Source organism: Jiella sp. M17.18 (assembly GCF_041027365.1).
GTDB lineage: Bacteria > Pseudomonadota > Alphaproteobacteria > Rhizobiales > Rhizobiaceae > VKMB-3413.
This window is the reverse complement of the sequence record NZ_JBFTEH010000009.1, coordinates 126,197-139,943: the sequence shown is the minus strand read 5'-3', so window position 1 is coordinate 139,943 and position 13,747 is coordinate 126,197. Positions and strand designations below refer to the sequence as shown.

9 protein-coding genes are annotated in these 13,747 nt (G+C 67.6%); 7 read left to right on the top strand and 2 right to left on the bottom strand.

Annotated features, from left to right (window positions below; genetic code table 11):
• Positions 1-100: 100 nt before the first annotated feature.
• The 7 genes from AB5S17_RS17150 (at position 101) to AB5S17_RS17120 (ending at position 12,208) form a co-directional block, all read left to right on the top strand.
• Positions 101-1,168, top strand: a complete 1,068-nt coding sequence (locus AB5S17_RS17150; protein WP_369241572.1) for a putative zinc-binding metallopeptidase — start codon at positions 101-103, stop codon at positions 1,166-1,168.
• Between the two features lie 295 nt (positions 1,169-1,463).
• Positions 1,464-3,344, top strand: coding sequence for a malto-oligosyltrehalose trehalohydrolase (gene treZ / locus AB5S17_RS17145; RefSeq protein WP_369241570.1), 1,881 nt, complete (start codon positions 1,464-1,466; stop codon positions 3,342-3,344).
• Positions 3,341-5,200, top strand: coding sequence for a 4-alpha-glucanotransferase (malQ, locus tag AB5S17_RS17140; RefSeq protein WP_369241568.1), 1,860 nt, complete (start codon positions 3,341-3,343; stop codon positions 5,198-5,200). Before treZ ends, malQ begins: the two co-directional genes overlap by 4 nt.
• Positions 5,197-7,902: a malto-oligosyltrehalose synthase gene (gene treY, locus AB5S17_RS17135; RefSeq protein WP_369241566.1), complete on the top strand. Its 2,706-nt coding sequence runs from the start codon at positions 5,197-5,199 to the stop codon at positions 7,900-7,902. Before malQ ends, treY begins: the two co-directional genes overlap by 4 nt.
• Positions 7,903-7,963: 61 nt before the next feature.
• A complete protein-coding gene (locus tag AB5S17_RS17130) occupies positions 7,964-8,749 on the top strand; it encodes a ThuA domain-containing protein (RefSeq protein ID WP_369241564.1) in 786 nt (261 codons plus the stop codon).
• A gap of 2 nt (positions 8,750-8,751) precedes the next feature.
• Complete coding sequence (locus AB5S17_RS17125) at positions 8,752-9,855, top strand: Gfo/Idh/MocA family protein (protein WP_369241674.1); 1,104 nt, start codon at positions 8,752-8,754, stop codon at positions 9,853-9,855.
• A gap of 121 nt (positions 9,856-9,976) precedes the next feature.
• Complete coding sequence (locus AB5S17_RS17120; protein WP_369241562.1) at positions 9,977-12,208, top strand: DUF1217 domain-containing protein; 2,232 nt, start codon at positions 9,977-9,979, stop codon at positions 12,206-12,208.
• A 93-nt stretch (positions 12,209-12,301) separates the two neighbouring features.
• Here the strand turns inward: AB5S17_RS17120 and AB5S17_RS17115 are convergent, their stop codons facing one another.
• Together AB5S17_RS17115 and AB5S17_RS17110 are read right to left on the bottom strand one after the other, a co-directional pair.
• Complete coding sequence (locus AB5S17_RS17115) at positions 12,302-12,658, bottom strand: PepSY domain-containing protein (RefSeq protein ID WP_369241560.1); 357 nt, start codon at positions 12,656-12,658, stop codon at positions 12,302-12,304.
• Between the two features lie 265 nt (positions 12,659-12,923).
• Complete coding sequence (locus AB5S17_RS17110; RefSeq protein WP_369241558.1) at positions 12,924-13,649, bottom strand: beta-ketoacyl-ACP reductase; 726 nt, start codon at positions 13,647-13,649, stop codon at positions 12,924-12,926.
• Positions 13,650-13,747: the final 98 nt, after the last annotated feature.

The following is a 13,747-nucleotide window of genomic DNA, read 5'->3' as shown; positions in this document are numbered from 1 at the left end:
TTCTGTCGCCGCGGCGCGCCCGCTGCGGAACCTGGGCCCGCTTCAAGCATTCCTGCGCGCAACTCTCTTCGCGGTGCGCCGCGCCGCTAGGTTTCCGACAATGAAACTCTTCTCCTGCCCCGCATGTTCGCAGGTGGTGTTCTTCGAGAACGTCGTCTGCGAGCGCTGCAACCACGCCCTCGGCTTCGAGCCGCGGTCCAACCGGATGCTGGCGCTGGAGCCGGACGACGGCATCTGGGTCGCGGCCGGGCGCCATTCCGACGGCGGAAGCTGGAAATACTGCGACAATTATCAGTTCGGCGTCTGCAACTGGCTCGTTCCCGGCCAGGGGAGCGATACGCTCTGCGCCGCCTGCCGGCACAATGTCACGATCCCGGACACGTCGGATCCCCAGAACGTCGCGCTCTGGCAGAAGATGGAGTTCGCCAAGCACCGGATGATCTACACCGCGATGCGGCTGAACCTGCCGCTCCTGACGCGGGCTGAGCATCCCGAGGGCCTCGGCTTCGACTTCCTGACGGAGACGTCGTCCGGCGAGAGGGTGATGACCGGGCACGACCGCGGCCTGATCACCATCGCGCTGGCCGAGGCGGACGATGCCGAGCGCGAGAAGCGCCGCACCGTCATGGGCGAGCCCTACCGCACGCTGCTCGGCCATTTCCGTCACGAGGTCGGCCACTGGTACTGGGACCGGCTGGTGCGCGACGGCTCCGCGCTTTCCGAATGCCGCGCGCTCTTCGGCAATGACGAGGAGGACTACGGCGAGGCACTCCAGCGTCACTACCAGAACGGCCCGAAGCCGAACTGGCAGGACGAATTCGTCTCCTCCTATGCCGGATCGCACGCCTGGGAGGACTTCGCCGAGACCTGGGCGCACTATCTCCACATCGTCGACTCGCTCGAGACCGGTCACTGGTGGGGCGTGTCGGTCGATCCGCGGGTGAAGGATTCCGGCCTGTTGACGACGACGATCGACTTCGACGTCTTCGGCGAGGCGACGACGATCCGCGAGATCCTCGACGCCTGGCTGGCGCTGTCGGCGGCGCTGAACTCGTTCAACCGCTCGATGGGCCACCACGACCTCTACCCCTTCGTGATCTCCGAGGTGGTGACGCAGAAGCTCGGCTTCATCCACGACCTCGTCCACCGCCGGGTCGGCGCAGCCTGACGCATCGGCGCCGCCGCGCCGACCGGCGACAGTGGCGTCCGGTGCGGATTTCCTTACCCGAACAAGGACTTGTGGACGGCGACGGAAATATCGACCCGGCGTCAGGCTTGAAGCGCACTCACGCGCTCCAGTTAAGCCGAGAACAGACATCGCGGCTCGCTCCCCGCGGGACGGGTGCGGACCGAGCGCGCGCGACAATGCAGCGGAAAGGCCAGGCGCCGCCCGCCGCTCTCGCACGCTCGTGCCCCATCGACGTCCCGCGCAGCGTTCGGGCCGCCCGACCCGTCGAGTGGACATGGCAGAGCCGAACCGATTCTCCTTCAAGACGTCCTGGGGCGCCAGTCGCGACGGCGACGCCACCACCTTCCGCCTCTGGGCACCGAGCGCCACGCAGATCGAACTGGCGTTCGAGCCCGCCGGCGAGGAGCGCCGGTTCCGCGAGATGCAGCGGGGCGATGACGGCTGGTGGCAGGTCACCACCGCCGAGGTGCCGCTCGGGGCGGGCTACGGCTTCCGCGTCGATGGCGGCATGGTCGTGCCGGATCCGGCGGCGCGTGCGCAGGTCGGCGACGTCCACGGCCTGTCCAGGCTGATCGATCCGCAAGCCTTTGCCTGGCGCACCGCCGGCTGGACGGGACGGCGGTGGGAGGAGGCCGTGTTCTACGAGCTCCACACCGGCACGTTCACGCCGGACGGCACGTTCGACGCGATCGTCGAGAAGCTCGACTACCTCAAGGAGACCGGCATCACCGCGATCGAGCTCCTGCCGGTCGCCCAGTTCGCCGGGCGCCGCGGCTGGGGATATGACGGCGTGCTGCTCTACTGCCCGCACGAAGTCTATGGCGGAGCCGAGGGGCTGAAGCGGCTCGTCGACGCCGCGCACGAGCGCGGGCTGATGGTCTTCCTCGACGTCGTCTACAATCACTTCGGCCCGGACGGAAACTATATCGGCGCCTATGCCTCGGGGTTCTTCCACGAGGAGATCCACACGCCCTGGGGCGCGGCGATCGCCTATGACGAGACGCCGGTGCGCGAGTTCATGATCGAGAACGCGCTGTTCTGGCTGGAGGAGTACCGGATCGACGGGCTCCGGCTCGACGCGATCGACTCGATCAAGGACACCACCGACACGCCGCTGGTGAAGGAACTCGCCGCGCGGGTGCGCAAGACGTTCCCCGACCGCCACGTCCACATCACCACCGAGGACGACCGCAACATCGTCTGGCACATCGAGCGCGACGGGAAGGGCGAGCCGGAACTCGTCTCCGGCGAATGGAACGACGACTTCCACCACTGCGCCCATGTGCTGGCGACGCATGAGGAAGAGGGCTACTACGCCGACTATTCCCGCAGGAGCGTCGAGCAGATGGCGAAGGCGCTCGCCACCGGCTTCGTCTTCCAGGGCCAGCACTCGGAACACCGGGGGCGCGACGTCGGGACCGCGTCGGCGCATCTGCCGCCGACCGCCTTCGTCAACTTCCTGCAGAACCACGACCAGATCGGCAACCGCGCCTTCGGCGACCGGCTGACCGACCTCGCCTCGCGCCGCGTCGTCGAGTGCCTGCAGGCGATCCTGCTTCTGTCGCCGCAGATCCCGCTGATGTTCATGGGCGAAGAGTTCGGCGACACCCATCCCTTCTGCTTCTTCACCGACTTCCACGGCGAGCTCGGCGAAGCCGTGCGCGAGGGCCGGCGGAGCGAGTTCAAGAAGTTCGCGGCCTTCCGGGACGAGGATGCGCGCCGGCTGATCCCCGATCCGAACGCTGCCTCGACCTTCGAAGCCTCCAAGCTCGACTGGTCGATGATCCAGCGCCCGACCTATCGCCGGCGGCTGGAGATGGTGAAGCGGCTCCTCGAGAAGCGCCAGAAGCAGATCGTGCCGCTCTTGAAGAACATTCCCGCCTGCTGCGGTGCCTGGCAGGCGTCGGACGACACGCGGGCCTTCGTGGTGGCCTGGACATTGAAGGACGGAGCCGTCTTGTCGCTCTACGCCAATCTCGACGACGAACCCTGGGCGGTGCCGCAGGGCGTGGCGAAGGGAGACCTCTCCCGCGGCTCTCTCGTGCACTCGCATCCCAAGGAGGCCGCCGACGTGCTGGAAACCGGCATCCTGCCCGGACCATCGGTCATCTTCCGCCTCGATGGCCAACAGCTTCTCGCGGGGCTGGCCTCTTGAGCGATCATCTCGACCGCCTGGCCGCGAGCCACGGCATCCAGCTCGCGTACATTTCCGAGATGGGCGAGCGGAAGCACATCGACGATGCGGCGAAGCGGGCGCTGCTCTCGGCGCTCGGTGTCGATCCGGAGAACGGGCCCCTCGGATCGTTCGACGAGACGGGCGACCAGCCGAGCCGCCGCTGCGCGCTGCCGCCCGCCATCCTGGAGCATCGCTCCTGGGGCGTCGCCTGCCAACTCTACGGCCTGACGTCGCAGCGCAATCTCGGCATCGGCGATTTCGAGGACCTGGCGCAGCTGGCGGCGATCGCCGGCGAGGAGGGCGCCGCCTTCGTCGGCGTCAACCCGTTGCACGCGCTGTTCCTTGCCGATCCCGGGCGCTACAGCCCCTATTCGCCCTCGACCCGGCGCTTCCTCAATCCGCTCTACATCGCCGTCGACCGGCTGAAGGGCGGGGCGGCGGCGATCGAAGCGCTGCGCAGCGAAAAGCCGGCGCTGTTCGAGGGGCTGGACGGCGACCTCGTCGATTATCCGAAAGCCGGCCGGCTGAAGCGGGAGCTGTTCAAGCGCATCTTCGCCGCACGAGTCGACGAGATCCGCGAGGAGCAGGCCTTCGAGCGCTTCTCCGCCGGGGGCGGCGAGACGCTGGCTGCCTTCGCGCTGTTCGAGGCGATCTCCGAGCGCCAGGTGGAGGCGGGCCGTTATGCCGGCTGGCATTCCTGGCCCGACGAGCTGAAGGACCGGAAGGGCGAGGCGGTGGCGCGGTTCGCCGCCGAGAACGCCGATCTCGTCCTGTTCCATCAATGGCTGCAGTTCGAGGCCGAGGAGCAGCTCGCCAGCGCGCAGGCACGCGCCAAGGCGGCCGGCATGCGGATCGGCCTCTACCTCGATCTTGCCGTCGGCGTCGCGCCGGACGGAGCGGAAACCTGGGCGGATCCCTCGCTGACCGTCGGCGCAGCCCGCGTCGGCTCGCCGCCCGACATGTTCAACAGCCAGGGCCAGGACTGGGGCCTCGCGCCGCTGTCGCCGAAGGCCCTCGCCGAACGGAACTACAAGCCGCTGCGCGAATCCTTCGAGGCGCTCACCCGCAATGCCGGGGCGGTGCGCATCGACCATGCGATGGGGCTGGCGCGGCTCTGGTGGATCCCCGAAGGAACCGGCTCGGCGGGCGGCGGCTATGTCCGCTATCCGCTCGGCGCGATGGTCGACACGGTCGCCGCGGCGTCACAGGAGAATGCCTGCCTCGTCATCGGCGAGGACCTCGGCACCGTCCCCCCGGGCTTTCGCCACACGATGGAGGCGGCGCAGATCCTCTCCTACCGGGTGCTGTATTTCGAGCGGCATCGCGAGACGGAATTCCTGCCACCGGCAGCCTATCCGAAGCTCGCGCTCGCCTGCGTCTCGACCCATGATCTCGCGACGCTCGCCGGCTGGTGGGTCGGCGCCGACATCAGGCTGCGCGCCGAGGCCGGAACGCAGGACGAGGCCGCGAGCGAACGGGACCGGGCCGACCGGCGGCGCGACAAGCGTGCGCTGATCGCCGCGCTCGCCGAGGCGGGCATCCTGCCCGGCGAATACGCCCGCGTCGCCAGCGGCGAGGAGGAGGTGCCGGGCGAACTGTCGCCGGACCTCGCCGTCGCCGTCCACCGCTTCGTCGCGATGACGCCGTCCGTGCTGGTCACGGTCCAGCTCGACGACATGATCGGATCGACGCGCCAGCCGAACCTGCCGGGCACCACCGACCAGTATCCCAACTGGCGGATCCGCACGCCGGTCGGGCTCGAAGACCTCAGAGACAATCACCGCTTCCGCAGCCTGGCGATGGCGATGCGGCAGGAAAGGCCGGAGAAGCCATGAGCCGTCCCCTCGTCGCGACCTACCGGCTGCAGTTCCGGGAGGGCATGGATTTCAAGGAGGCCGGCAAGCTCGGGCCCTATCTCGCCCGGCTCGGCATCAGCCACCTCTACGCCTCGCCCATCTTCGCGGCCTCGCCCGGGTCGACCCACGGCTACGACGTGACCGACTACAACGCCTTCGAGGAGGGGCTCGGCGGGATCGCCGGCTTCACCGACATGAGCGACGCCCTGTCCTCGGCGGATCTCGGGCTGATTCTCGACTTCGTGCCCAACCACATGGGCGTCTCGCCGCTGAACCACTGGTGGGAGGACGTGCTGCGCTGGGGGCAGGAGAGCCGCTACGCCCGCGCCTTCGACATCTCCTGGGAGGCCGAGAAGATCCTCGTCCCTGTGCTCGGCAAGCCCTATGGCGATGCGCTGGAGGACGACGACCTGTCGGTGAAGCTCGATGCGGAGAACGCCCGGTTGCGCTTCGACGCGGCGGGCTACGGACTGCCGATCGATCCGCGGACCTATGGCCATGTCTTCGGCCTGATCGACCATCCGGAGAAGGACCGGCTTGTGCGGCGCTTCTCGGTCTCGACGCCGGCCGAGGCCGACGAGCTTGCCGAGCGCTTCTCCGAGCATCTGGAGGACGGGAGCTTCCGCGCCGCACTCGACCAGGCGATCGCGGCGATCAATGCCGACCCGGCCGCGCTGCACGAACTGCACGAGGCGCAGGCCTGGCGGCTCGCCTGGTGGCGCACGGCGCGCGAGAAGCTGACCTATCGCCGTTTCTTCGAGATCGCCGACCTGATCGGCGTGCGCCAGGAGCTGCGCCGGGTGTTCCGGGAATCCCACCAGCTGGTGATCCGGCTGGCGCGTGAGCGCCGCCTCGACGGCATCCGCATCGACCATGTCGATGGTCTCGCCGACCCGAAGGGCTATCTCGAACAGCTGTGCGAGGCCTTCCACTCGGTGCGGCGCTCGCCGTCGATCCATGTCGAGAAGATCCTCACCGGCGACGAGCGCCTGCGCACCAGCTGGGCGATCCAGGGCACCACCGGCTACGAGTTCATCACCGCGCTCTCCGGCCTCTATGTCGACCCGTCGAAGGAGGCGGCGATGAGCGAGGCCTACCACGCCTTCATCGGCGAGGAGGAGGACCTGCGGGCGATGATCACCCGGCAGAAGCGCTCGATCTTCCAGCGCAATCTCGCCGGCGAGCTCGCGGCCCTGAGCAGCCTCGCGCTCAGCGTCGCCGAACGCGGCCTGTCCACCCGCGATCTCGGGCCGGACACGATCGCGCGCTCGATCGTGGAGGTCGCGGCCGCGCTGCCGGTCTATCGCACCTATGTCTCGGTCGACGGCGTGCCGCGCCGGGACATCGCGATCATCGACGAGGCGGTCGATCGCGCGATGAGCGGCCGCGAGGTGGAGGCGGACGAGCCGATCCAGTTCATCGGCCGGCTGATGAAGCTCGACTTCGTCGACGGCGCCGACATCGCCGGCGCGCTCGACTTCACGCGGCGGTTCCAGCAGACCACCGGCGCGGTGATGGCGAAGGCGGTCGAGGACACCGTCTTCTACCGCCATAACCGCCTGATCGCGCTCAACGAGGTCGGCGGCGAACCCGACCATTACGGTGCCGACACCGAGATCTTCCACGAGGCGATGCAGATCCGGCTGGAGGACCAGCCGGAAGGGCTACTCGCCACCTCCACCCACGACACCAAGCGGGCGGAGGATGCCCGCGCCAGGCTCTACACCCTGTCCGAGGCGCCGGAGCGCTGGCGCGACATGGTGGCCGAGTTCGCCGGCCATATGAGCGGATGGCGAAAGGAGATCGAGCCGGGACTTCTCTCGCCGGATCCGGCCACCGAGTGGGGGCTCTATCAGTCGCTGCTCGGCGTGCTGCCGGCCGATTTCGATCCCGCCGACCGCGAGCAGTGCCGCCGGATCGCCGGGCGCCTCGCGGCCTTCGCCGAGAAGGCGGTGCGGGAGGCGAAGCGCTGGACTAGCTGGACCTCGCCGGCGGAAGCCTATGAGACGGCGCTCCGGGACTTCGTCCATGCCATGCTGGAGGGCGGCGAGGCGGAGAGCTTCCTGTCGCGGTTCTGGGAGGCCGTGCAGCCCTTCGTCGCGGCGGGGGCGCTGACCTCGCTGTCGCAGGCGACGATCAAGCTCGCCGCCCCCGGCGTGCCCGACATCTACCAGGGGACCGAGTTCTACGACTTCTCGCTCGTCGACCCCGACAACCGCCGCAGCGTCGATTTCGCCGCCCGCGCCGAGGCGATGGGCCGCGAGTACTCCTGGGCGCAGGCCATGGCGGAGTGGCGTAGCGGCTGGATCAAGGCGAAGCTGACGCGCGCCGGACTGGCCTTGCGCGGCCGCAATCCGGAACTCTTCACCCGCGGCGCCTACGTGCCGCTGACGGGTGAGGGTGAACGCGCCGCTCACATCGTCGCCTTCGCCCGGACGAATGGCGACGGTCGCGCCGCGATCGCGATCGCGCCGCGCCTCTGCCTGTCGCTTCTGGAGGGGGCGGTCGATATCGGGGTCCCGGCCGAGCGCTGGGGGACGACGCGGCTTGTCCTTCCCGAGGCGCTGCGCGGCCGCGCGTGGCGGAACGCCCTCACCGAGGTGGACCTGCCGGCGCAGGACGCGCTGGACCTTGCCGCCGTTCTCGCCGATCTGCCGTTCGCGCTGCTGGAAACGGCCTGAGGCCCGAGCCGGCCGGAGTTCGCATCTGCCCGGCCCCGCCCCGAAGCCTGCGGAGAAAGCCATGCCCATCCGAGCCCTCGTCTGGAACGAGTTCCGCCACGAGCGCGAGAACGAGACCGTCAGGAGCATCTATCCCGACGGCATCCACGCGGTCATCGCCGCGGCGCTCGCCGAGACGCCGGACTTTCAGGTTTCGACCGCGACGCAGGACGAGCCGGAGCATGGCCTGCCGCAGGAGCGGCTCGACCAGACGGACGTGCTCCTCTGGTGGGGCCACAAGGCGCACAAGGAGGTGTCCGACACGGTCGTCGAGCGCGTCGCGGCGCGCGTCCACCAGGGGATGGGCCTGATCGTTCTTCACTCCGGCCACTTCTCGAAGATCTTCAAGCGGCTGATGGGGACGCCCTGTTCGCTGCGCTGGCGCGAGGCCGGCGAGCGCGAGCGGCTGTGGGCGGTGAATCGCTCGCATCCGGTCGTCCAGGGAGTGGGGCCGTCGATCGACCTGCCGAATGCCGAGATGTACGGCGAGCCGTTCCTGGTGCCGGAGCCGATGGAGACGGTGTTCATCTCCTGGTTCGAGGGCGGCGAAGTCTTCCGCTCCGGGCTGACCTATCAGCGCGGCGCCGGCAGGATCTTCTATTTCCGCCCCGGCCACGAGACCTATCCGATCTATCACAACCCCGACATCCGCCGGGTGTTGAACAACGCGGTCCGCTGGGCCTACAACCCGGCGCCCGCGTGGGAAGATGTCGCGGCGGCGCCGAACGTTCCGGTGGACAAGGCGCCGGAGAAGATCGAGCAGCGGGGCCCGGCCCTGCACAGACCAGGGGAAGAGGGATTCCGGTGAGCATGACGGGGAACGAGGCGCGCGGCGCGACGGCGACGGGCGAGAAGCGTATCATGATCCTCGGCACCGGCGGCATCGCGCATCGCCACGCCGAGCACTTCACCTCCATTCCCGGCTGCCGGATCGTCGCGGCCTGCGACGTCAACGCCGAGCGGGCTCGTGCTTTCGCGCAGATGCATGCAATTCCGGAGGCCTTCGACAGCCTGGAGCGGGCGCTCGAATGGGGCGCGTTCGACGCGGCGGTCAATTCCACCCCGGACGGGGTCCACAAGGCGACGACGCTGCAGCTGCTCGCCGCCGGCAAGGCGGTGTTCTGCGAGAAGCCGCTGGCGGTGAACGCAGAGGACGCCTTCGAGATGGTCGAGGCGGCGGAGGCGGCCGGCGTCGTCAACATGGTCAACCTCACCTATCGCAACGCCCACGCGATCCAGATGGCGCGGCGGCTGATCGAGGCCGGGGAGATCGGCGAGGTGCGCCACATCGAGGCGAGCTATCTGCAGAGCTGGCTGTCCGCGAACCACTGGGGCGACTGGCGCACCGACGAGCGCTGGCTCTGGCGCCTGTCCTCCGCGCACGGCTCGAAGGGCGTGCTCGGCGACATCGGCATCCACATCGTCGACTTCGTGACCTTCGCGACCGGCCTCGACATCGCCGCTCTGCAGGCGCGGCTGAAGACCTTCGACAAGGCCGAGGGCGGCGCGCTGATGGGCTATACGCTCGACGCCAACGATTCCTGCGCGATGACGGTCGAGATGACCAACGGTGCGCTCGGCGTCATCCACATGAGCCGCACCGCCACCGGCAAGGCCAACGACCTCGACCTCACTATCCACGGGTCGAAGGGCGCGGTGAAGGTCTGGTCGAACACGACGGAATCGACGCTGCAGGTCTGTCTCGGCCCGGATATCGAGACGCAGACCTGGCAGCCCTACGAGTGTCCGCCGACCCCGCGCAACGCCGACCGCTTTGTCATCGCGCTGCTCTCCGGCGAGAACGGCCAGCCGGACTTCCGCCGTGCCGCCGAGGTGCAGACGATCCTCGACCTGTGCTTCGTCTCCGATGCCGAGAAGCGCATGCTGCCGGTTGAACTGCCGCCGGCGGAGTGACGCTCGCGGTCACGGCCCGTTAACGCCCATGCGGTAGAAAAGGTCGGCGCCAGCTTTCTCTGGCATGGCTGGGGCCGCCCCAACGCGCCTCCGGCACCGGTCCGTGCGGCGCTGATCGCCCATGGACGAGCCGCAGATGCTGTCGAGCTTCCTGACCTATCAGCTTTACGCCAGCGACATGCAGCGCTCGCTGAACCGGGTCGCGGCGGAACCGCTCGTCAGCCGCGAGGCGGCCTATTACAAGGCGAACATCGGCAACGTAAAGACGATCGACGACTTCCTCGGCAACTATCAGCTCTATTCCTACGCGATGACCGCCTACGGGCTGGAGGACCAGATCGGCTCCAAGGCGCTGATGAAGAAGGTGCTGGAAAGCGACCTCACCGATTCCTCGAGCTTCGCCAACCAGCTCGCCGACGACCGCTACCGAACCTTCGCCGCGGCCTTCCACTTTTCGGCCGACAGCACCTCCAGTTCGAGTTCCAGCTCGTCGACCACCAGTTCGTCGACGACGCCGATCGCCCAGTCGACGCAGCAGAGCGACCTGACGACCGAAGCCTATTCGGACTGGCGGGTGCGGGCCGGGCAGGCCCAGGCCTTCAACGCCAGCCACTATGTCAGCGCGATCGGCAGCGTCACCTCGCTCGACCAGTTCATGAACGACAAGGCGCTCTACAATGTCGCGCTGACGTCGGTCGGCATCGATCCGGCCATCACCTCGAAGGACTTCATCAGGCAGGTCCTCACCTCGAACGCTGCGGACGGCCCAGCGGCCAAGGGCGATACGCGCTATCTGCAGCTCGCCGACATGCTGCACTTCAACACCGACGGGACGGTGCCGGCCGGCGCACTGCAGGATGCGGCGGCCGCCAACACCACCGTCTACAACTATTTCAATGCCAAGGGACTCGGCTCCACGGCCCAGGCCGCGAGCTACCAGGTCAGCTATTACGAGCAGCAGATCGGCCAGGTGAAAACCGCCGACGACTTCGTCAACGACAAGCGGCTTCTCGGGATCGCGCTGACCTCCGTTGGTCTCGACCCGGCGACGACCTCCTCGACCTTCGTCTGGCAGGTCCTCACCAGCGACCCGAACGATCCGAACAGCGTTCTCAACAAGATGTCCACCGCGACCGGTGCCGACCAGGACCGCAAGGCGCAGTTCCAGGCGCTGGCGGCCGCGTTCGACTTCGACACCCAGGGCAATGCCGGGGCGGGCGGAGCACAGACCGCCGACGCCGTGACCAAGACCACGGACGCCTATCTGCAGAAATACCGGACCGCCACGCAGCAGGCCGACGCACTGCAGACCAGCCTGTTCAAGGGCATGGTCGGCGGCATCACCAGCGTCTCGGACTTCATCGGCAACAGCACCGTCTACAACTATGCGCTGGAGGCCTTCGACCTCGACCCCAAGGCCGAGAGCATGACCACGATCATGCGGGTTCTGAAGAGCGATCCGTCCGACCCGAAGAGCTTCGCGCGGCAATTGGGCGACGACCGCTATGTCCGGCTTGCGGCGGCCTTCAACTTCGATTCCAAGGGCAAGGTTGCCACCGAGCGTCTGCCGCAGACGGATGCGGCGCAGCTGGCGACCGCCAACCGCTACGCCGCCCTCCTCGGCGACAAGCCCAGCGCCACCGACCTGGCGAAGGCGAAGTCCGAAACCGCCGACTACAAGGCTGCGCTCTATTCCGTCGCCACGATCGACGACTTCGTCTCGAACGACACGATCATGAACTACGCGCTGAAGGCCTATGGCCTCGATCAGGAGAAGCTGTCGAAGGACGACGTGAAAGCGATCCTGACCAGCGATCTCAACGATCCCAAGAGCTTCGCCGATTCCAAGAACGACAAGCGCTATGTCGAGTTCGCCTCGGCCTTCTCGTTCAACACCGATGGAACGATCGCGCTGGACAAGCAGCAGGTCCAGACCGCCGCCGACGTGATGAACACGCAGGACCTCTACCTGCAGCAGACGATGGAGAGCGAAGCGGGCGACGACAACCAGGGCGTCCGCTTGGCGCTCTACTTCAAGCGCAAGGCGCCCGATCTGAAGAACAGCTACGAGATCCTGGGCGACACCGCGCTCTTGACCGTGGTGCAGACGGCGCTCGGCATCCCGACCGAGTCCAGCCAGAGCAACATCGACCTGCAGGCCAAGACGATCGACAACAAGCTCGACCTCTCCAGCCTGAAGGACTCCAAGACGCTCGACAAGTTCATCAACCGCTTCCTGGCGATGTACGATCTCAACAATGGCTCGGGCGCCGCTGCTTCGTCGCCGGCGCTGACGCTTCTCGGCGGGGGAAGCTCGAGCTCCGGCAGCACCGGGATCGAAAGTCTGCTCTGACAGGCCACGAGGGGGCCGGACGGGACAGGTTACGCAAACGCCGCGAGGCAGTTCGTCCCGCGGCGTCTCTCGTTTGTCCAGATGTCGTCCGGATCAGCGCACGGACAGGACTTCGCCGCTGAACCGGTCGATCGACACCGACATGCGGTCTCCGCGCCTGTCGGCGCCGGCGACGCGGAAGGAGCGCGGGGTCCTGGTAATGGCGCGAACGTCGCGCATGCCCTGACGCCGTGCGATCCGAACCGCCTCATGCTCCGAAATCTCGGAAATGTGACGTTCGTCGCGCCGGTTGTAGCGGCCGTGATCGCGGTGATCGCGGTAGCGATACGAGTCGTTCGGAACGACGCGCACGCCGTTCGGCCCGATCTCGACGCTCTGTGCCAGCGCCGGGGTTGCGACGGCCAATGAAGCAGCCGCCATGATGCCGTAAGTCCAGGACTTCTTCGTCATCGGTCTTCTCCTCGAAGATCAGTTCTGCATCGTCCCGTGTCGGGGATGCTTTATGTGCCGATAAACAAAGAGGAATTCGCTTCGTTCCCTGCAGTTTCATTCCGCAACGATGTAAAGGATCGTGCCCCGCCAATACTTCGTGACGAAAGATTGTCCGGATCGGGGAGAAGTCGGGATACACGCTGCCGTGATGAGCTTCTGCGGACACCGCCACCGCCGTGTCCGCGATGCTCCCGGTGCGAGACGGCGCCGGGCGCCACCCGGATCAGCCCATATATTGCCCGCCATTGGCGGTCAGGGTCGAGCCGGTGATGAAGGCGGCGTCGTCGGAGGCGAGGAATACCACGCAGCGGGCGATCTCGTCCGGCTCGCCCAGCCGGCCGACCGGGATCTGCGGCAGGATGTGCTTCTGCATGACGTCCTCGGAGATCGTCGCCATCATCGCCGTGTTGATGTAGCCGGGGCAGATCGCGTTGACGGTGATGCCCTTCCGGGCCCCCTCCTGGGCCAGCGCCCGGGTGAAGCCGAGATCGCCGGCCTTGGCTGCGGAATAGTTCGCCTGACCCGCCTGGCCCTTCTGGCCGTTGATCGAGGAGATGTTGATGATCCGCCCGAAGCCGCGCTCGCGCATGCCCTCCCAGACCGGGCGGGTCATGTTGAAGAGGCCGGTGAGATTGGTGTCGATGACCTCCTTCCACTGCTCGGGGGGCATCTTGTGGAACATCGCGTCGCGGGTGATGCCGGCATTGTTGACGAGGACGTCGACGGGGCCGAGTTCTGCTTCCACCTTGGCGATGCCGGCGACGCAGGCGTCATAGGAGCGCACGTCCCACTTGTAGACGGAGATGCCGGTCTCCTGCCGGAAGGCGTTCGCGGCGTCGTCCTGCCCGGCATAGGTCGCCGCGACCTGATATCCCGCCGCCTTTAGCGCCTTTGCGATGGACGCGCCGATGCCGCGCACGCCGCCGGTTACGATTGCCGTTCTCGCCATGCTCTTCCTCCCACCGTTGCCTGCCGCGCGAGCGGCCCCCGATACGAAGCCGACCGCCGAAAGGATGCCTCCTCCCAATCATTACGGCGACGGCTCCC